Origin of the sequence: Parendozoicomonas callyspongiae, assembly GCF_023502345.1 — a bacterium.
Taxonomy (GTDB): Bacteria; Pseudomonadota; Gammaproteobacteria; order Pseudomonadales; family Endozoicomonadaceae; genus Sansalvadorimonas; species Sansalvadorimonas callyspongiae.
The window spans coordinates 26225-46852 of record NZ_JAMFLX010000030.1; the positions used below are offsets into that span (position 1 = coordinate 26225).

The 20628-nt window shown below is 48.2% G+C and carries 19 protein-coding genes; 14 read left to right on the plus strand and 5 right to left on the minus strand.

Going from position 1 to position 20628, the window contains the following annotated elements; genetic code table 11:
- Window positions 1-201: 201 nt before the first annotated feature.
- Window positions 202-399 (minus strand): hypothetical protein, encoded by a 198-nt coding sequence (locus M3P05_RS17375; RefSeq protein ID WP_249701330.1) that lies wholly within the window; start codon window positions 397-399, stop codon window positions 202-204.
- 422 nt (window positions 400-821) lie between these two features.
- Here M3P05_RS17375 and M3P05_RS17380 point away from each other — a divergent pair, with 422 nt between their 5' ends.
- The 3 genes from M3P05_RS17380 (at window position 822) to M3P05_RS17390 (ending at window position 3990) form a co-directional block, all read left to right on the plus strand.
- A complete protein-coding gene (locus M3P05_RS17380; RefSeq protein ID WP_249701331.1) occupies window positions 822-1688 on the plus strand; it encodes a CHAD domain-containing protein in 867 nt (288 codons plus the stop codon).
- Window positions 1689-1800: 112 nt separating this feature from the next.
- Window positions 1801-2385, plus strand: coding sequence for a lysophospholipid acyltransferase family protein (locus M3P05_RS17385; protein ID WP_249701332.1), 585 nt, complete (start codon window positions 1801-1803; stop codon window positions 2383-2385).
- A gap of 60 nt (window positions 2386-2445) precedes the next feature.
- Window positions 2446-3990, plus strand: a complete 1545-nt coding sequence (locus M3P05_RS17390) for an FMN-binding glutamate synthase family protein (protein WP_249701333.1) — start codon at window positions 2446-2448, stop codon at window positions 3988-3990.
- Window positions 3991-4116: 126 nt separating this feature from the next.
- Here M3P05_RS17390 and M3P05_RS17395 read toward each other — a convergent pair whose 3' ends face one another.
- The 3 genes from M3P05_RS17395 to M3P05_RS17405 form a co-directional block, all read right to left on the minus strand.
- Window positions 4117-4743 (minus strand): peptidylprolyl isomerase, encoded by a 627-nt coding sequence (locus M3P05_RS17395; protein WP_408635956.1) that lies wholly within the window; start codon window positions 4741-4743, stop codon window positions 4117-4119.
- A 26-nt stretch (window positions 4744-4769) separates the two neighbouring features.
- Window positions 4770-5621: a CvfB family protein gene (locus M3P05_RS17400; RefSeq protein WP_249701334.1), complete on the minus strand. Its 852-nt coding sequence runs from the start codon at window positions 5619-5621 to the stop codon at window positions 4770-4772.
- Window positions 5622-5830: 209 nt separating this feature from the next.
- A complete protein-coding gene (locus tag M3P05_RS17405) occupies window positions 5831-9079 on the minus strand; it encodes an AAA family ATPase (protein ID WP_249701336.1) in 3249 nt (1082 codons plus the stop codon).
- 815 nt (window positions 9080-9894) lie between these two features.
- Here M3P05_RS17405 and M3P05_RS17410 point away from each other — a divergent pair.
- The 11 genes from M3P05_RS17410 to M3P05_RS17460 all read left to right on the plus strand — a co-directional run bounded on the left by M3P05_RS17410 (window position 9895) and on the right by M3P05_RS17460 (window position 19101).
- The gene (locus M3P05_RS17410; protein WP_249701337.1) at window positions 9895-10425 is read left to right on the plus strand and encodes a type III secretion system chaperone; all 531 of its coding nucleotides are present in this window, start codon (window positions 9895-9897) and stop codon (window positions 10423-10425) included.
- A gap of 157 nt (window positions 10426-10582) precedes the next feature.
- A complete protein-coding gene (sctN, locus tag M3P05_RS17415) occupies window positions 10583-11917 on the plus strand; it encodes a type III secretion system ATPase SctN (protein ID WP_283777858.1) in 1335 nt (444 codons plus the stop codon).
- 14 nt (window positions 11918-11931) lie between these two features.
- Complete coding sequence (sctO, locus tag M3P05_RS17420) at window positions 11932-12393, plus strand: type III secretion system stalk subunit SctO (RefSeq protein ID WP_249701339.1); 462 nt, start codon at window positions 11932-11934, stop codon at window positions 12391-12393.
- Between the two features lie 89 nt (window positions 12394-12482).
- Complete coding sequence (locus tag M3P05_RS17425) at window positions 12483-13142, plus strand: type III secretion HpaP family protein (RefSeq protein WP_249701340.1); 660 nt, start codon at window positions 12483-12485, stop codon at window positions 13140-13142.
- 88 nt (window positions 13143-13230) lie between these two features.
- Window positions 13231-14373, plus strand: coding sequence for a type III secretion system cytoplasmic ring protein SctQ (sctQ, locus tag M3P05_RS17430; protein WP_249701341.1), 1143 nt, complete (start codon window positions 13231-13233; stop codon window positions 14371-14373).
- A gap of 39 nt (window positions 14374-14412) precedes the next feature.
- The gene (gene sctR, locus M3P05_RS17435; RefSeq protein ID WP_249701342.1) at window positions 14413-15069 is read left to right on the plus strand and encodes a type III secretion system export apparatus subunit SctR; all 657 of its coding nucleotides are present in this window, start codon (window positions 14413-14415) and stop codon (window positions 15067-15069) included.
- A gap of 13 nt (window positions 15070-15082) precedes the next feature.
- Window positions 15083-15346 carry a type III secretion system export apparatus subunit SctS gene (gene sctS, locus M3P05_RS17440; RefSeq protein ID WP_249701343.1) on the plus strand — a complete coding sequence of 88 codons (264 nt, stop codon included), beginning with the start codon at window positions 15083-15085 and terminating at the stop codon, window positions 15344-15346.
- Between the two features lie 9 nt (window positions 15347-15355).
- Window positions 15356-16150: a type III secretion system export apparatus subunit SctT gene (gene sctT, locus M3P05_RS17445; RefSeq protein WP_249701344.1), complete on the plus strand. Its 795-nt coding sequence runs from the start codon at window positions 15356-15358 to the stop codon at window positions 16148-16150.
- A 22-nt stretch (window positions 16151-16172) separates the two neighbouring features.
- A complete protein-coding gene (gene sctU, locus M3P05_RS17450) occupies window positions 16173-17225 on the plus strand; it encodes a type III secretion system export apparatus subunit SctU (protein ID WP_249701345.1) in 1053 nt (350 codons plus the stop codon).
- A gap of 575 nt (window positions 17226-17800) precedes the next feature.
- Window positions 17801-18442, plus strand: coding sequence for a response regulator transcription factor (locus tag M3P05_RS17455; RefSeq protein ID WP_249701346.1), 642 nt, complete (start codon window positions 17801-17803; stop codon window positions 18440-18442).
- Window positions 18443-18726: 284 nt separating this feature from the next.
- Window positions 18727-19101, plus strand: coding sequence for a response regulator (locus M3P05_RS17460; protein ID WP_249701347.1), 375 nt, complete (start codon window positions 18727-18729; stop codon window positions 19099-19101).
- 18 nt (window positions 19102-19119) lie between these two features.
- On the opposite strand, the gene sbcB is transcribed toward M3P05_RS17460, so the two are convergent.
- A complete protein-coding gene (sbcB, locus tag M3P05_RS17465) occupies window positions 19120-20571 on the minus strand; it encodes an exodeoxyribonuclease I (RefSeq protein WP_249701349.1) in 1452 nt (483 codons plus the stop codon).
- Window positions 20572-20628: the final 57 nt, after the last annotated feature.

Sequence of the window (20628 nt, forward strand, 5' to 3'; positions counted from 1 at the left end):
ATTACATCCGTGTATGGGCTGAGATAGTGATTTCGGCTGATAGAGACAATGCTGAATCATTTTCCAGGGGGGCGCCGGAAGAATGCCGAACCTTTGTAAAGAGTAGGAGATATACGGAAAGCGTCAAAAACAGGGATGAATAAGCCGCTTAGTGATATAGCGGCTTTTTTGATTCGGGAGTTTGTACCTGCATTGGTTATGTCAGGTCACATGGCTGTGATTAACCTTTCTCGGGCGCTTCTTGGAATTTGCTAACTGTTCCAGTGCCTGTTCCCTTGGCATAACGTTGTAGATCTTGCGGAAATACTCTGCCTCGATGCGCTTGGGATCGGGGCTTGAAATATTTACGCCTAACCGCTTCAGGTAAGCGATCATGTGACTCAGTTCTGGTTTGCTCATGACTGCTCCAGGGCAGTAGTCCATTAGTCAGCTGCGTAAGTGCCGAATCAGATGTGTGGTATCCCGAATAACATGTGCAGCATATCCCTTCCGGTGGGTGTTTTTGTTGACCGAAGGCAACGCTATGACGGCTACCGGAGTTAGTTCAAATGAGCATGCTTCATGCCAATTTTTTGTAGCCCTGATGCCAGAGCTATTTATCTGGAAAGAGCCATTATTGTTGGTGGTTGTGACATGACTATGACTGTTCTGTGACAAAGGGAAGTGTTACTGTTTGAAACATTTCTGGTAACACATCAGTCAAACAACTAATGCGCAAAAGACTGCGGAACGGGTCATTCCGACAGAAGCGATACTGGTAAAATACCAACCGCATGTTTACACGGACGTTCACACTAAATACTGCTGTGTGAGGTGTCAGTATGGCTTTCTGTTTTGAACTGACGGAAACAATTTCGGCAGCGGTTCGGCGCGTGATTGCAGAGCAATCTGCCAAAGCTGCCATGGCATTGGAAGTTGTAAACCCTGAAGGTATTCACACAGCCCGCAAAAGCTTTAAAAAGATTCGAAGCGTTATTCGCCTGATACGTCATTGTTTTGCTGAGGGAAGATTCGAGCAGGAGGTTGACTGGTTTCGTGATGCCGGTCGCCAGCTTTCCGTGATGAGAGACGCTGATGTTGTTATTGAGACTTATGAAATGCTTTGGCGGGAAAATCCAGATTTCTCTTTGCTTGATTCCCGGCAGATTATTAAGCGGCATCTGACGTTCAAAAGAGAAAGCCTTCACCACCAGATGCAGCGGCAACTGAGAATGATTCAGTTGCTTAGGGTAGAACTGGAGAATTATTCATCAAGAACAGGACGATGGCCTCTTGATGGCAGTAGCTGTCGATTGCTTCTGGAGGGTTACTCACAGAGTTATTGCTCTGGATTTGAAGCAATGAGAAAGGTCTGGAAAAAACCAACCGATAACAGGTTTCATTCCTGGAGAAAAAGAACCAAGGATTATCTCTATCAAAGCCAGTTGTTGCATGAGTACTTGAGCATCGGACACCAACCAGATCTTGGCACCCTTGAGCAGTTAACCGAATGCCTTGGTGATCATCATGATTTGCTTGTTCTTCAAACAAACATTATGAGCGAGTGTGATAACTGCAAAGAAAGGCAGCAGCTCAGTAGGCTTATTCAGATTCGCCGGAATGATCTTCGCTTTCAGGCATTAACTTTGGGAGAACGGGTTTATGCCGGAGTACCGGCAGGGCTGGCTTCCGGAGTGTCAATGAACTGAAATTTTAGAGTGAGCAAAATTTAATCGTCGTTACAAAAAATTACGGGTTGTAATGTTGCTGTCACAGGTACAATGCAAGCTTCTGATTACATGTCCCGGATAATAAATCACAATGAATCGTACTGTTTTCAATACGCCGGTTGTCAGGCATTTCTTCAAGTGGCTGAGTTGGATTGGTCTGAAGCTGACTGGCTGGAAAGTTGAGGGGCAGGCTCCTGATGCCAGGAAGTATGTATTGATTGCAGTTCCCCATACCAGTAACTGGGACTTTCCCGTTACTCTCGCCATGTTTTTCAAACTCGGTATTCAGGCACACTGGATGGGTAAGGCTTCGCTGTTCAAAGGGCCGATGGGGCCGATCATGAAATACCTGGGTGGTATTCCGGTTGACCGCAGTAAAAGCAATGGCATGGTTCAGCAGCTGGTGGAAGAGTTTAATCGCTGCAAAGAATTAATTGTGACGATTCCTCCTGAAGGTACCCGCAAGAAAGTCCAGCAGTGGAAAAGTGGCTTTTACCATGTTGCCAGTGGTGCCAATGTTCCGATTGCCCTTGGTTTTATGGATTTTAAAACCAAGAAGGGAGGTATCCAGAAGCTGTTTTATCCAACTGGTGACTATGAGGCCGATCTTGTGACAATCCAGGATTTCTACAGAAGCCTTAATGTTTTTGGAAAACGCCCCACCCAGACCGCCTGATCTACAGAGTTCACGCCTGATGCCGACAATCCGGAAGAGCCCTTTACCCGGATTGTTTCCATGGATATCAATGCCATCTTTTCCCACGAGTATGTCCAGTTCCTGACTCTGTCCATGCAGATTCTGGCATCTTTATTCATTCTGGCTCTTGGCTGTGGTGCTCTCTGGGTCGTTATCATGTATGTGGTTGATAAAAACCAGACCAGCCACACTGTTCGCCGCAACTACCCGGTTATTGGCCGTTTCCGATATTTCTTTGAGCATGTGGGGGAGTTCTTCCGCCAGTATTTCTTTGCCGGGGATCGGGAGGAGATGCCTTTTAACCGTGCCCAGCGGGCGTGGGTCTACCGAGCGGCAAAGAATGTCGATCGCACCGTGGCTTTTGGCTCCAGTAAACCGGTCAAAGAGCGTGGCTCAATCCTGTTTCTTAACTGCTTCAGTCCAACGCTGGATGATGAAGCCCGTGAGACACCCTGTGTTCTTATCGGTCCCGGTACCCGTTCTCCCTATCGACCGGGCTCTTTGTTCAATATCTCCGGTATGAGCTTTGGTGCCCTTTCTATACCTGCCGTGCGGGCGTTGTCTCAGGGAGCTGCCAAAGCCAGCTGCTGGATGAACACCGGGGAAGGTGGGGTTTCACCCTACCATCTTGAGAGTGGCTGTGATCTGATCTACCAGATCGGTACAGCCAAATATGGTGTCCGATGCCCTGAGGGTAAGCTGGATGATGCCCGGCTGAAAGAAGTCGCAGCCCATGAGCAGATCCGGATGTTTGAGATCAAGCTCAGCCAGGGGGCTAAACCCGGCAAGGGCGGTATCCTCCCTGCGGCGAAAGTCACACCTGAGATTGCCCGTATTCGCCTGATTCAGGAGGGAGAGGATTCCATCAGCCCCAACCGGCACCCTGATATTGATAATGTGGGTGATCTGCTGGATATGATTGAGCGTATCCGCAACGTGACCGGGAAACCCACCGGTATTAAGTTTGTGCTTGGCAGTCAGCAGTGGTTACTGGATCTTTGTGCCGAGATAGCCAAGAGAGGTGCTCAGTCTGCTCCGGACTTTATGACCATAGACAGCTGTGATGGCGGGACCGGAGCTGCTCCCATGGCGCTGATGGATGATGTTGGACTTTCCCTGCGGGAGAGTCTTCCCTGGGTTGTAAATCTGCTGATTGAGCGTGGTTTAAGGGAACGGGTCAGGGTTATCTGCTCCGGCAAGATGATAAACCCTTCTGATGTTGCCTGGGCGCTGTGCATGGGTGCCGATTTTTGTGTCTCAGCCCGAGGTTATATGTTTGCCCTGGGGTGTATTCAGGCTTTGCAATGCAATAAGAACACCTGCCCAACCGGTATCACAACCCATAACAGACGTTTACAGCGAGGACTGGTACCGGAAGATAAGGCGCGACGTGTAGCGAGTTATCACGATAATCTGGTTCATGATGTCGAGTTGATTGCGCACTCCTGTGGCGTGGCTGAACCTAGGCAGCTCAGGCGTAACCATGCCAGAGAGGTACTGGACAATGGTCGTTCAGAAACGTTGCTCAGCCTTTATCCTTACCCGCCAGTACCCGGTGAAACTCGATTCATCGCTGGAAAATAATTCAGAATTTAAAGAAAGCGTATAAACGGGAATGGTTTATACGCTTTCTTACGTCAACAGAGCCTAACTACTTTTATTTTTTACTTGGAAGCTTTCTCCAGCTGAATAGACCAGTCTGAACCGGACTCAATATGGTGCTATGGTGCGTGCTGGCAAAGTTACCTTCTTGATAATAACGGGTTCAACAGGCACATCACTGTAATAGCTCTTTCGACCAGTCTTCACTTTGGCAATGTCATCAACAACATTCATACCACTGGTGACTTTACCGAATACGGCATAACCGGGCTTGGATTTACTGCCATCAAGGAAATCATTATCAACAAGATTGATAAAGAACTGATTGGTAGCACTGTCTGGATCATTGGTTCTTGCCATGGCAATAGTGCCGCGCTTATTGCCCAGACCATTGGTTGATTCGTTACGGATTGGAGCGTTGGTGGGCTTCTTGTCCATATCCACGTCAAAGCCACCACCCTGGACCATAAAACCGTTAATTACACGGTGGAAGATCGTATTATTGTAAGTCCCTTCATTGGCATACTTGATAAAGTTCGCCACAGTCACAGGCGCTTTTTCATCATTCAGCTCAAGAGTAATTGTGCCCTTGCTGGTTTCCATCAGGACTTTGGTCGCAGCAGGTGTTTGCTCCTTGACTGGTTTAACAGCAGACGCCTCAGCCCAGGCTGTCACGCTCAGCAGGCAAGCGAATAGTGCTGGCAGAAAGGCTTTAACAACATTCATTGGATGCATCGGTACTCTTCTCCAATATCCAGAGATTATTCACTTTCAGTGATCAGGCGAATGCCATCGGATTCAATGGTTATCTTACGGTCTTTATACAGGCCACCGATAGCCATTTTGAAAACACGCTTACTGGCTGGGAAGTATTGTTTGATAAGTTCCGGTTCGCTCTTGTCGTGCAAGGGCAGGAATCCATCGTTCTGTTCCAGCTTTGCAATAATCTGGTCACCCAGATCATCGCGCTGGGTTTCCGGACGCTGCAGATACAGGTCAATTTTCTGATCCGGGCGTATGCGTTTGATATAGCCGGTTATCTTCATACCGGTACGAATAGGCTGGTGGATATCATTCTTGAAAATCACACCCTGATGCAGACCATTGATGATGGCCATAAATCCGATATCGGTTTTTTCACAGATCAGCAGATCTACCTCCTGACCTTTCTTGTAACGTGGTGGCTTATTGCTCAGGAATTTGTCAATTTTGGATGAGGCAACTATCCGCCATTCACGATTTTCCTGATAGATATAAACAATGTAGGCATGACCAGCCTGCATCCGCTGCTTCTGCTCACAGAAGGGAACCAGCAGATCTTTGGAAAGTCCCCAGTCCAGGAATGCACCAATGCGGTTTACGTCTTTCGCCTTCAGATAAGCAAATTCACCCATCTGGGCATAGGGCTTCTCTGTCGTCGCGATAACATCGTCGTTGGAATCGAGATAGATAAACACGTCCAACTCATCACCAATCTCGGTGTTTTCTGGCACGTAACGTTTGGGAAGCAGAATATCGACGTACTGTCCGCCTTCCAGAAATACACCAAAATCTTTCTCGCGGATAACCTTGAGCTTGTTCCAGTGACCGATTTTTACGTGGAGTTCTGACATAGGGATATTCTGGTGGGGGAAAACGGGCGCGAATTATATCACTGATATGTGTAGAGGAGGGATACCTGAAGAAAAAGAAGCCTTAGTGACAATAAGTTGAGTGAGGTGTTTGCCCCCCCATTTAGGTGCAAAATAGCTGAAATGGGAGGAGCATTCTACCTGGTGGAGTGAATGTTATGGTGGCTCCCATCAGGGAGGGTTTACAGGGGTCAAGTGTATAAATTTCCAGTTTCAGATTTGTTTGGAACATAAAAGTGTACCCCCTTTATTAGTCCGCCATCCCACTTCATTGTCTCTTCATCCAACCCGGCAGAGACCAGCTGGTGAAATTTATCGAATGTCAGGGGCTGATATTTAGATACACCCTTGATGATAGCTTTCTTCAGTTTTGAGCTGCTGACCTTGTAGTTCGTTTCCAGCATTGAATTTATATCTTCATCAGTCAGATATTCAGGGAGTCCTACATGACGCCGCATTCCATACAACCCCAATGTATCATCGAACCTACCATACTCTTCCTGGGTAGAAATCAGCAGGACATTCGTACTTGCGGGCCTTGCAGTTGCCTGTCTCCACTTATTGACAACATCAGTGGATTTATGAGCAGCATTGGGGGCATTGTCTTCACTGAGGAATGCCTCAATACCGTCGAGACATAATAATGAACTGTTTTTTTTACGGGCGACAGTGGTTGCGCTGTGCATGTCATCTATAAGACCTCCCCCATCCTTGTCAGAGGCTACATTGTAGTATTCATACCCTGGGGATTGACGTATCACTTCGTGCAATACGGTTGACTTTCCCGATGCTGCTATTCCGTGAAGATAGACAACAAGAGAGAGGGGCTTCGATAAGGCAGCGTTGGTCAAGCGTGTTATTTCGGCGATGGCGTTCTTTTGCCCATCGCTAAAATATTGCTGCTTTTGACGGAATTTTAACGGAATTTGTGCCACTGCTTGTTTTTGGAATGTTTGGCTTTCCACTTCATTGAAGAGGGCCTCTTTCAGGTGTTCTGTTGCTATCGATCTGGACTCTTCTGATTTCTGTACTGATATCCTGACTGCTTTGTTCACAAGTGCGCCAAGGTCAGCCCCTGTCTTTTGGCCGGTCTGTTGAACAACTTTATCCAGATCGCAGCCACCCGTTCTCCAGCCCTGATTGGCCAAGCTCCCTAATTGGATGCGCAGGATGTTTTTTTGTTCATCTGGTGTAGGGTAAGTCATTGGGATGTGTAACCCTAATCGACCGGATCTCAGTATGGCAGGCTCAATGACATTAATATGGTTTGTTGTAACGAATACCATCACATTGGACAGACGTTCTTCGCCATCAAGCAAGCTGAGGAAGGTATTGACGGCAGACTCGGACGTAAGGGTAGTGTGGTCATTACTTTTACGCCTGAGAAATCCCTCAGCCTCATCAATATGAAGAACATGAAGGTCAGCTTTCTTATTGTTTTTTTTAAAGTCCTCTTTCGGTTTTCTAAAAAGACGATGGAGTTCATTTACGCTCTCTCCCGGTTTGTGTTTCAGGAGCTCGGCTCCATTTGTTACGGTGATATGCTCTCTTTTGATATAGCCAGATTTGACCCATTCATGGAGGACAGTCTGTACCAGAAGAGTCTTTCCGGTGCCTGGAGGGCCATGGATAACACAGCCTTTGGATTTTCTATCCATTGAAGTATTGAAGTCGTGGTAAGATAGCCAGTCATCAAGTAAGTCGGTTTTAATGAGGTCAATGGCTGCTTCGGCTCCGCCAACAACCTGCTTGACTCGTTCGTCCCAGCGTTCGGGGCAATCGGGGTGACTCTGACGTGTAATACTTGGATCATTGATTTCCAGCTCAATCCGGGTGCTCTTTTCTACCCAAAATGGTAGTGATGACTCCCCACTGTTGCTTTCACCTGTGACAGACAGAACCTCTCCTTCCAAGGGGTAATATCTACCTGAATCGATACCATTCTCTGGAAGAGGGTAAACATCAAATTTCCGCCCATTTTCCGCCGGAAAGTACCGAAGAGAGTTGCGAACCATAGCTTCTATATCTGTTTTTTTCCAGAATCCTCGTCCGGAGGTAATCGAGGTTCTGCTAACGAGCACTTCTATGGAATTTGCTATGGGAAGCTGCGTATCGGTAGCGGCTTTTTTGATGCAGGCCTTGCCGGAAAGATGATTCGGGAAGGTCGTTGTCGAAACATGAACCTCCCCTATTTTTTCTGGCTTCTTCCATTGGCCAGCCTCATATTTACAATCTAATCGGGGCATCGCGCAATAATATTCCCCATTGACAGTCACCAGTGTTGCCCTGCTATCAGAGCCATCACTCAGGTGTGCGTATTGTTCCGGATGTATCAGGAGACAGTTGTGCGCCCTACCACAATAACTCGACTTTATATGAGTATTACTCAGAGACGGAATTTCTTCATTTGAAAGAGTAATTATGTGTTCCTTCCCAGAAGCAACATTGAAAGCAACTTGTGGCCCCAGGAAAAACGGTGTGCCTGCTGTGATATTCTTCGAATTTTGCAATGATCTGAAAAAACGAAGTATTAGTCTTCGGGGAGGATCAGACGCTTCACTTCCGACGGCACATGATTGTGGCTCTGAGACAATATAGTTGGTCTCATAATTGCGCCCCTGTATAACGGGCGTGTGCGCAAACATCCTCATGCCTATATTACGCAGGATTGTTTCATCAATAGAAACCGGAGAGGATCCATCAGGTAGGTCAATATCAACCCTGGTAGCTGCAGTCATAACTGGGCACTCGTCTACTGTCTGAACAGTAATGGTGCCATTGAGTGATTCACCTTGTTTCTTTTCAAGGTCATCCCGATGCATGGGGTGGAGAATAATCTCTCCGTCATTGACTTTTGAACTAGAGGTTACGGTACAGGACATGCCATTTATCTGGATCACCAGAATTGTATTTTCGTTATTACACAGCCTTTCAATATTCGCCTTTTGGATATCCTTATCCTTACTTCCTTGTTTATCATCCTCTTTTTCTTTTAATGACGCGATTACGTTTTTGGTATTCGTCTCCAGAGAAAGGTAATCTGTTTTGCTGACATAGGAGCAAAAGCTATATCTATTGTGGTCTCTGTCCTCCGGTGTTTGAAAATCGGCCAGAGGAGTGAGTTTCAGCGCCTCCGAATGCTCTTCCAGTGTTTTTTCTTTGCTTCCTGTCGGGCTTGGCGCTTCCACAGTACCAGTGTCCGTTTCATTTGTTTTTAAAGACGGGGGGCTCCCAAGATTGGTAGCTCTAGCTGTTGGCGCATCTTCCACCTGTCTCTCTGTTATGGGGACTTGATCGTTCGCTAGTAAATTTGGTGGTGTTGTTGATCCTATCTCGACTATTTTGGTGCTAACAAATCTTTGTCGATTTTCATGGCCATTCTGGGGAGGTGCGGGTGTTACTCCGGTAGCGCCATATCCTGTTGAAGCTGTAGCTTCCATAAGTCTATTTCCTCTTTTCGATTATCCTATGGAGTTACAGACAAAGCTGTTGAGAGGTCGTTCATATACAGTGTTGTTATTTCATTTTTTGTTAACGGTTCTGTACATGGGTGACAAGGCTAGTGCTCTGGAATAGATACGTTGGTGTTTGCAGACACAAGAAGGACGGGATACCTACAGCCGCAGAAAATGCACAATAGAACTAACCTTCGGCATCCAGAAGGATGCTGGGGTATCGGCGGTTTTTCTGACTCGGGGGCTGGAAGCCGTTGAGGATCAGTTTTCTGGCCGCTTTTACCCTGATACTGGATGAGTTCCTATGTTGTTCTGAGCGATCCCTGGAACGATAACCAAAAAACCTGCCAATTTGAGGTCACAGGGAAAGCGATTGATATTGCCTGAGAGACGCAAGGGGGCATACCCAAGGGTGATTATGAGAAAAGCCGTGAAATATCCCTTGAATAAGAGAGCCAGTCGCTCTTAAGCGAGTGGCATTACATATAGCACCCGACCTTACCAAAGAGAGTTCGAACATCAACTGACTCGAAGCATATTTTGTAGTGTGACTACCTATGCAAGACCTCACTCTGACATTGTTATGACCAGATATTTGCAAACATCAGACACCACCCAGACCTCAATCAAAAAATTGTCATTTTTGCCTTCAACAAAACAATCAACTGTAAGAACCGGTTTCCTTCTTCTTTTTTATGCTTAACTTTTACTAAGTTCATCCCTGAAGCGCATTTTGATGATTTTGAATCATGCTGCTGATCAGGAGACGGGCATAAAGATAATCAGGGAGGATTACACTCATGTCCCATCGGCAAAATGTCGAAGAAAACCTGCAACGCTTCGCTGAAGGCATTGGCCTGGGGGAGCTGAAGCTTAATGAACACGGTGCCTGCGGCCTCTGCTTCGACGATACTCTGATCGTAAACATGGAGTATCTGGAAGAAGATGAAGCCTTGGTTTTCGTTTCTGCCGTAAAACCGGTTGAAGCTCATGCTCAGTGTGAAGAGAAGCGTGACCTCCTTGAGAAACTGCTCTTTTTAAACCTGCAGCATCACAGCATGCAGGGGGCCTACATGGCTCTTAACCATGACAAGACCGAAACCCTGCTGATCCGCTCCATGCCTGCTTCTATTGATTACGGCTCCTTTGAATCCAATCTGGAGAAATTTGTGAATACTCTGGAATGGGTGGTTCAGGAAGCCAATAACACGCAGGGAGATGGCGCAGCACCTCAGGGCCCTGGCGGCGGCGCTTCCGGTGCTGGTGGCGGCAACCAACCAAACACACCTCCTCCAGGACAACCTGGCGGCGATATGGGAATTATGGTTTAAGCCGGATCGCTTAAATCGGGTTCTGCCAAGACAAAAACAACCAGACAGAATCAAAAAAGAATTAATCCCCCCACTCATAGCGCTCCTAACGGGGCGTTTTTTTTAAAGACCCTATACTGGTTTTGAGCAAGGGGAAAAATGGTCAAAGGAGTTGACCTTGAGCGACAGTGATGCACTCGATTATCTGACAGAGGCCCTGCAAAACGCTGTAGATGGCAGTCGACTGGTTGATATCCGCGGTCGAGTGACTGAAGTTCAGGGGATGATTATCAAAGCCGCAGTACCCGGCGTAAAAATCGGGGAACTGTGTGAACTCTATACCCCCGGCGAAGATGATATGAACTACGCCGAAGTGGTGGGCTTTGAAGGCTACGACGCGGTTCTCACTCCACTCGGTGATATGCTGGGCATCTCTTCCAATACAGAAGTTATCCCGACCGGCAGAGTCCATCATGTCGCCGTCGGTCATCATTTATTAGGACGTGTTCTGGATGGTATGGGTCGCCCCCTGCATCAGGATCCAGACGAAGAAATCAGACCTGAGGCCTGGTATCCCGTTTATGCCAATGCTCCCGACCCTTTAACCCGTAAGATTATTGATAAACCACTTCCCCTTGGCCTTAGAGTCCTCGATGGTGTCCTGACCTGTGGTGAAGGCCAGCGGATGGGTATTTTCGCGGCAGCCGGTGGTGGTAAGTCAACCCTGCTCTCCATGCTGGTCAAAGGTGCTGAAGTTGATGTGACCGTTCTGGCACTGATCGGTGAACGGGGACGGGAACTACGGGAATTCCTTGAACATGACCTGGGACCGGAAGGTATCAAGAAGTCAGTTACCATCGTTGCCACCTCAGATAAATCCTCGATGGAGCGGGCCAAGGCTGCATATACAGCAACAGCCGTTGCCGAGTACTTCAGGGATCAGGGCAAGCGGGTTCTTTTGCTGATGGACTCTGTTACCCGTTTCGCTCGTGCACAGCGGGAAATTGGTCTGGCAGCTGGTGAACCACCAACCCGCCGAGGATTCCCGCCTTCTGTTTTCGCTACGCTGCCAAAGTTAATGGAACGGGCAGGTATGTCAGATAAAGGTTCAATTACCGCACTCTACACAGTTCTGGTGGAAGGTGACGATATGACTGAACCGGTGGCTGACGAAACCCGATCCATTCTTGATGGACATATTATCCTGTCCCGAAAGTTAGCAGCGGCCAACCACTATCCGGCTATCGATGTTCTCGCCAGTACCAGCCGGGTTATGAACAATATCGTGGATAAAGACCATATTGCCTCAGCAGGCCGGGTGCGGGAGCTGATGGCCAAGTTCGAAGAGATCGAGCTGCTGGTAAAAGTCGGTGAATACAAGCAGGGTGCTGATGCCCTGGCAGATGAAGCGCTGGCCAAGATTGAACATATCCGCAACTTCCTGAAACAGCGTACCGATGAACTGTCACCATTCGATACCTCAGTCCAGCAATTACATCAGCTGGTCAGGTAGCGGGTTGAACGCCCATGCTGCATGACCTGCTGCGCATCAAGCGGATTCGGGAAAAATCCGCTGAAGAAGAAGTCCGCAAGTGCAAGTACCGGGTCGAAATCGCAGTCAAAGACGTCGAGGATAAAAAGAGAAATCTCGAAGAATACAAAGCCTGGCGTCATAAAGAAGAACAAAGACTCTACGATAATATTATGAACACCTCCGTAAAACAGTTTGATCTTGACATTCTTAAGCAGAAAGTCGCCAAACTGAGGGAGAAAGATCTGGTACTGGAAGAAGCCATCAAGGACGCAGAGAAACACCTTGAGGAAAGCCGCCAGCAACTGGAAGAAGCCCGCCAGAAACACGTTCTGGCAACACAGGCTGTGCAGAAGTTCAAAGAATTTACCGATGCACTGGACAAGGAAGAGGCCAAGGAAAAGGCCCGGCTGGAAGAACTGGAGCTGGAAGAGTTTACCCCCAGAAACCGTTTCTGAGCCGAGCAGCCATGAGCGGGAAATGCCAACTCCATACACGTAGAATGCGGGGCATTTCCTTGATAAACAAAGAGTGAAAGGATATCACCATGAGCATCCAGGGACCTTCCGCCGGTGGCGTCCAGTCTTCCGGCCCTACCGAAAACAACAGGCCAGAGGCTAAAAATTCCAAAGAGGCTGAAGGCAGCAAAGGCGAGTTTGATAAAGCTCTGGAAAAGAAAGATAAGGGCGCAAAGGGTGAGAAGAAGGAAGACGGTCTCGAAGACCTGTTCCGCAAGGCCCACTCCAAGAAAAAAGATTCCCGTGAGGATGGTGCCTTTGGTGGCGAAGCTGGCAAAGCCATGGATGCCCGCATGGGCAAGGCTGCCGAAGTACAGGGCGTTGAGAACAAGGCCATGATCGACAAGATCGATAAGATTGCCGACAAGATCATGGTCAGTAACGCCCAGGACGTTAAAGCGGTCAAAGTCGACTTCAATAACAGCGTGCTGCCTGGCACTGAAGTCATGATTCGCAAGGACGCCACTGGGAAATTAAATATTGAGTTCACCACAACATCAGCTGATTCCTTTAACTTTCTCAATAAGGGCGAGCAGGCACTGATGGATACCCTGAATCGCAAAATTGGTGGTGATATTTCAGTCGATATCAAAATGCAGGGAGGTGGAGCAGACCAGGATACCGGAGATGGTCGCTCCAGAGAACAGTATGCATTCGAGGATGAAGACGACAAGGACAAACAGCCATGAGCGGGCCATGTGCCCTGCGGGTAAAATGCCCATCCCAAAAAATGAAAATGCCTTGGCATTTCCATAATAGACAGGAATAACCTGAACCATGTCGATTCGGCCACTGACCTACTCACAACTCCCCCACCAGCAGGTGTTGCTGAATAACCTGGTGTGCGGACTAAGTGGCCAGCTTCAGACACAACTTGGCAGTTCAACCTGCCAGATATCACTTTATCCCATCACAACTACCCGCCAGTTTGATCTTCAATTCACTCTGGAGGTCGATGGGCTTCCGGTTCGAATCCAGGTCTCCCGTGATCTTTTTGCAGAAATGGCGGTAGGTGGTTCTCCCATGGCAGATCTTCTTGAGCAGCTGCCCGACGAGTTGCGCATGGGATGTGCAAGTATGGTCGTCGACAGACTGCTGGGAGACCTTCGCTCACTGATTCAGAAAGATGTCCGTCTCAGTAAAATCTCACGCTGCGAACATCTTCCTGATGGAACACCTGCACTGGGTATTGCCATACAGCTGGGCAACCGCACCTCAAATGGTTTGCTGATTCTTAATGACCAGCTGACAACTCTTCTTCACAACCTGGCCACAACGGCAGAACCAGCACCTCCCGCTGACTTGCTCATGCCTTTGCCTGTGGAAGTGGGTTACACCAAGATTGCTGATACCCGGCTGGCTCGCATGTCAACCGGAGACATAGTTCTCTTCGACCGCTGCTGGCATAAGGACCGGCAACATGTCTTCCTGCGAATGTCTGCCAGCTCGGGTTTTCTGGGCCGACTCGATGGAAACCGGATAACTCTGGAACAACAGGTGAAAAATACCATGAGTGATGACGACTTCGATGATTTCGACCTGGATGACGACCTGGATCTGGGAGATGACTTTGATGATGATCTGGATGAAATCCCTCAGGCCCAGGCAGCTCCTGCAGCACAACCAGAAGCGCCTCAGCAGGCTGCAGCCGCACCTGCACAGGCACCACAGGCTCAGGCCCCAAGCCAGCAGGTAACTCATGCGGATATTCAAGGTCTTCCGGTTAAGCTGATGTTTGATATTGGCAATCACGAAATCACTGTGGGGGACATGGGCCGCCTGAGCCCTGGTTACACCTTTGAGCTGAACAGGGATACAGCCAGCCCCGTCACCATGAAGGCCAACGGTAAACCATTTGCAGAGTGTGAACTGGTTCAGATCAATAACCAGCTGGGCGCACGTATAGTCAGGCTTATTTAACGGCTCTGCCGTTCAGGGAAAGGAAACAAGGCCAGGGATATGGATTTCGATATTTCCTCACCATTTTACCTTATACTGCCTCTGGCATTGATGTCTCTGATTCCGTTTGTTGCGGTTCTGGGCACATCCTTCCTGAAGCTTGTTGTGGTGTTTGGTATCCTGCGCAACGCCACAGGTCTGCAGCAGATTCCTCCCAATATGGCCCTGAACTCCCTGGCCATTATCCTGACCATCTACATCATGGCTCCAATAGGTATCGAAGCTTATAAGACACTGGAGCAGAGTCAGCAGGAAATCAGTCTGGAGGATGACTCCTGGAAGTTCGCGTTTGAGGCCAGCGCAGAGCCCTACCGAAAGTTTCTGGCGAAAAACACCACGGAACGTGAACGAAAGTTCTTCCTGAAAACAGCCCGAGCACTCTGGCCGCCTGAATATCAGGAAGAACTGGCTGTAGACAGCCTTATGATCATGATTCCGGCTTTTGCTCTTGGTGAGTTGACCAAAGCTTTTCAGGTGGGATTCCTGCTTTATCTGCCTTTCATAATAATCGATTTGATTGTTTCAAATATTCTTCTGGCCATGGGTATGATGATGGTGTCGCCAATGACCATCTCCCTGCCCTTCAAGCTGCTGCTGTTCGTGCTTCTCGATGGCTGGACCAAACTGGTGCACGGACTCGTGCTCAGTTATCAGTAGCGAGGACTGACCGATGGTTGAAGCTGATGTTCTGACAATGACAGCCAAGGCTCTGATGCTGACCCTGCTGCTGTCCATGCCGCCTATTATCGCTGCCGCAGGTATTGGCCTACTGGTCAGCTTGATTCAGGCTCTGACTCAGATACAGGAACAGACTCTGCCCTTTGCCTTCAAATTGATCGCCGTGGTGATAAGCATATTTGCCACTGCACGCTGGATGGGGATAGAGGTTTATAACTTTGCTCTTGCGGTTATGAATTACATCCCGGAAATTTAAGGCGAATTCATGCCAGAGGAAATTGTCACACAGCTTAAGGACTGGTTTTATATCCATAGCCTGACCATGGTTCGTATGGCGGCTGTATTCAATACCCTTCCCATGCTGAATAAACAGATAACAGGCAGTGCCATGATTCGTAATGGCATTGTGATGTGTCTGGCCTTGTTTTTATTTCCCCTGGTTGAATCCCAGGAGCCCGCAACTTCCATTGGAACGTTAATGTTGTTTGCTCTGATCATGAAAGAAGTCATGATCGGTATGTTTATTGGATTCATTATCAATATTCCCTTCTGGGCCGTTGAAGCTGCCGGATTTTTTATCGATAACCAGCGTGGTGCCTCCATGGCCAGCAGCATGAATGCCATGTCCGGTTCCGAGTCGTCTCCCATGGGTATTATGTTTGCCCAGACATTCACAACGCTCTATCTGATGAGCGGTATTTTCCTGATTATGCTGGGTAGCCTTTTCCACAGCTATGAAGCCTGGCCGGTGTTTGAATTCTGGCCCAAGGTTAATCAATCAGCCGTGCTGTTTTTTCTTGGTCAGTTTGATTTGATTATTACCCTGGCAGTCTGGCTGGCGGCTCCCATTATCATTTGCATGTTTATCACCGAGTGGGGAATTGCCTTGATCAGCCGCTCAGCTCCACAATTGAATGTGTTTATTCTTGCTATGCCGATCAAATCTGCTGTTGCGGTAGCCATTCTGGTTCTTTACGTTGCCACCATCATGACCCTTGGCAAGCAGAATGCCGCTCAGTTCCCGAGCGTGATGGCCATTCTTGGTCAATATTTAAAATAATTGCAGCCGGGAAACATGCGCAATGAGTGGTGAGAAGACCGAACAACCCACCCCCAAAAAACTTCGCGACGCCCGCAAGAAAGGCCAGGTTGCCAAGAGCAAGGAAATATCCTCAACTGCAGGCATCATTGCCGTTGTGGTTATTATCTGGGCTTTGAGTGACTGGTACCTGCAGATGTTCCAGGAGATCCTTCTGTTCCCAGCGGAAGTGTACAATATGGAGTTCAAGCGGGCTTTGCAGATAGTGACCTGGGCCCTGCTTTCCAAAGCAATACTAATGATAGCCCCGCTGGTTGTCGCCTCTGCTTTTGCAGCAGTTGCCGGCAATGTTGTGCAGTTCGGATTTCTGCTGGCTTTTGAACCAATCAAACCAGATATAAAAAAGATCAACCCAATTCAGGGTGCCAAGAAAATCTTTTCAATCAAGAACGTTGTGGAACTGGTTAAATCAATAATCAAGATTCTGTTTCTTTCCCTTGTAGTCTATTACGTGATTCGTAACAGCTTGAATGAGCTGATCAACCTGCCCTGGTGTGGTTCCAGTTGTATTTTGCCAGTCTTGGGTTCTCTGATGAAAAAGCTGATGCTGTTCGCCATTGTCGCTTTTATGGTGATTTCAGTTGCGGACTTTATGTTCGAAAAGTACCAGTTCACCAAAGAACAGAAAATGACCAAAGATGAGGTCAAACGGGAATACAAGGAAATGGAAGGTAACCCTGAGATAAAGGGTAAACGTAAGCAACTGCATCAAGAGCTGCTTAACTCGGAAGATAATGTTTCCCAGTCAGATGTTGTGATCAAGAACCCGACACATCTCGCCGTAGGCCTTCACTACGACAAAGCCCTAACACCACTGCCAATGGTGACCTGCCTCGGAAAGCGCAACCAGGCGCAGTTTATTCTCAAGGTAGCCGAGCGCCATGAAATCCCGGTTATGGAGAATGTTCCTCTTGCCCATGCACTGTTCAGCCAGACTGAAGTGGGTTCGTTTATTCCCAGTGAACTGATCACACCGGTTGCTGAAGTCTTCCGCTGGGTACAACAGATGAAACAGGATCAGGGAGGGGAGGAGTAATCCAGAAAAACAAAAACTACGCATTAAGTTAACTAGAGTCTAAAATTTCAGCCCATCTTCTCCTTTCCGCTCTCAGTATGAGCAATTCCAACAATCGGTACTTTTACGGATAACCAGACACATTCTTTCACTATAAGATCGCCGCCCTACGGATCCCTCCCCTGGCAACCAACCGAACAGGGTGAGGCTTACGATAAATGTGCGGACTGATCAGCAATCAACTCAGTAGCACCCGGCGATATACGAAAAAGATAACTTTGTCCTATATCGCTGAATACAGTTGGCAGGTTTTCTGTACTAAGAACAAAGTCATCAACCACAATTCGACAGAAAGTAAGTGCTCCCGTAGGCAAGGCAGCGCTTGTTTGTGGTTTGCCGATTTTGGAACCAGCAGCTATAAAACTGACAGCTTTGCACAGAGGGACGGTGACCTAATCGATTCGACAAGCGTGAGTTTCAGGTAAAGAGTGCACATACGTACTCACAAAAAAACACACATTGTCGACTGATTTCATGATCATCCCATCTGACAATTAATTTTCAGCACTTTTGCCTGTTAGCATATCGGAGCCATCATGCAGCAACACCAGGAACCCACTGTATTTATCATCGACGATGATGAAGCAGTTCGCGACTCTCTCAAAATGCTGATGAATTCCGTAGGTCAGAAGGTTGAGGTCTTTGCCTCTCCTGCAGATTTTCTGGAAGCCTACGATGAAAACAGACCCGGCTGCATTGTTCTGGATATCAGAATGCCGGGCATGAGCGGTCTGGAGCTGCAAAGCAAGCTGAACGACATGCACTGTATCCTGCCTATCATCTTCATTACCGGTCACGGTGATGTACCTATGGCCGTTCAAGCCATCAAGGATGGTGCCATGAACTTCATCCAGAAGCCTTTCCGTGACCAGGAACTTCTGGACCTGATCAACGACGCTCTGAAGCTGGATACCCAGCAACGCGCCGAACTGCTCGAGCACAAGGAAATCCTGCGTCGCCTGTCCACCCTGACCGATCGTGAGCGCGAAGTTCTGCATCACGTTGTTGAAGGTAAGGCCAACAAGGTCATTGCTGCCGACATCAACCTGAGCCAACGTACCGTTGAAATCCACCGTTCCCGCGTAATGGAAAAGATGGGTACCAAGTCTCTGGCACACCTGGTTCGTCAGGTTATGCAGGTTAAGGAACACATCAAAGAAGATTTCCGCTTCAAGTAAGAACTTCTTCTTCCCTTCTCCGGTGCCACCCCGGGTGCCGGAGGATTTCTCCCCTCTTTAGTCCTTTCAGTTTCTGCACAGCTGTACCAGCCGCTAGTTACATCTCACATCCTGCTGGGTAAAAGCAACGATGGCTTGAAATGGTTCAGCGCCCCTATGATAACCATGGCTTTCTGATTTCAAGCACAATTCAGGCGTTTTGTAGAGAAAACAGCCAGAAAATACAGAAACTCAGCGTTAACGCATCACATTTTTACGCTGATGACTTCGGGATAGATTTACACATGAGCACTAAAGCAGAGTCCTGCGTTTTTCTGCTGGAAAACGACAAGGACATAATGGACTCCGTGAACCAGCTCTGCGAAGAACAGGGTGAGGTTGACCTGCACTGTTTCAGTTCCTGGGAAGAGCTGCAAACCAGTCTGACAAACAGATCCCCCCGCTGCCTGATCCTGTCCCAGGAAAACAGCTCCCAGAGCATGGTTAAGCGTATTACGGATATCACCCGTACATATGCAACGATTCCAGTGATTGTGCTGGGACTGCAGCAGGATCTTATGGGCGCTGTCGCTTCCATTCAGGCTGGAGCAATTGATTATATTGAGAAGCCGTCATTTGCAGGACGCCTGGCTCAGCATATTGCCGCACTGGCATCCTGATACACTGACATTACAGGCTTACAGCTGTCCTTCCAGGTAATGCCCGTAAGCCTGAAGATCTCTTAGAACCTGCCTGCGGCTTTCTGAAGCTTCCCCTCCCAGCAACTGCTCAAGGTGGGCATGATAGGTCTGCAGGTCCAAGCTATCTCCGCCACATCCATGGCGCAACCGCTGACTGCGGAACTGACCCCAATGACATTTCTCTTCTTCTGACAGTAGCTCCGGCCAGTTTCTGGCACGATAACGGAACAACATCTCTTCTAGACGATCATCGCTAAATGGCAGAACCATGCCACTCAGATGCTCTGGAGATGTATTTCTCACATGCTCAATAAGCGGCTTGTCCTGGTTCGGGAAAAAACCACCATACAAACGGTGATCCGGATCATCACTGACCGGGAAATCATTCCTTGAAAAGACATCCTGCAGCTTTTGCCTGACACGAGCCAAAGCCTCGCGGTCATCAAACAACTGGGAGTAATGCTGTTCACAGGCTCTGCGATTGATTTCCAGTCGCTCCCAGTCATCTTTGATAACACCCAGCGGAGCAACTATCGGACACTTATTGATATGCACAGTCTTGACCGGAATTCGTTCTTTGCCTTCTGCCACAAGCTCTTCGTTTGATGTGTAGATTCGCTTATGAATTTCTTCAGCGGTCAGGGAAAGCAGCGGCTCCGGATCAACTGAAAGATCGTAAACCAATACACCATTATTGTTGGTTGGGTGCGGAGCCAGTGGAGCAACAACCGCCAGGCAATTGCGTATGGCAGGAAACATTCCCGAAACATGAACAACCGGACGTGGCCGCGCAATATTTATATTCAGCAGCTTCGCCACCTCAGCTTTCTTTCTGTGATGCAAAGCAAAATTAAACAACTCAGGTTGCGCCTGACGACATAGCTTCGCCATGGCAATGGTGGCGCGCACATCAGAAACTGCATCATGCGCATCAGCATGAGAAATACCATTGGCCCGGGTTAACTCTTCCAGCTTAAAACTGTTGCTGCCATCTTCACGCTTGGGCCACACAATCCCTTCCGGCCGCAGAGCAGCACATAACCTGACGACATCAATCAGATCCCAGCGACTGCAACCGTTCTGCCACTCTCTGGCGTAAGGGTCAAAGAAGTTTCTGTAGAGACTGTAACGGGTTACCTCATCATCAAATCGAAGTGTGTTGTAACCCAGAACACAAGTATTGGGCCTGGCAAACTCCTGATGAATACGCCCGATAAACCCTGCTTCACAGATACCTTTCTGATTAACCTTTTGAGGAGTCAATCCAGTTACCAGACAGGCTTCCGGATGGGGCAGCTGATCCTCAGGAAGCTTGCAGAATAACTCCAGAGGTTCTTCGATTTCTTTGAAATCAGGATCTGTACGAATACCGGCAAACTGGGCAGGCCAGTCCCTTGCAGGATCAACCCCGAATGTCTCGTAATCGTAGAAATAAAAGGTGTGCGACACAGCAGCCGTTCCAATAGCAATAACTGGAACCAGCTTAACATCATCAAGTGGAAAGGC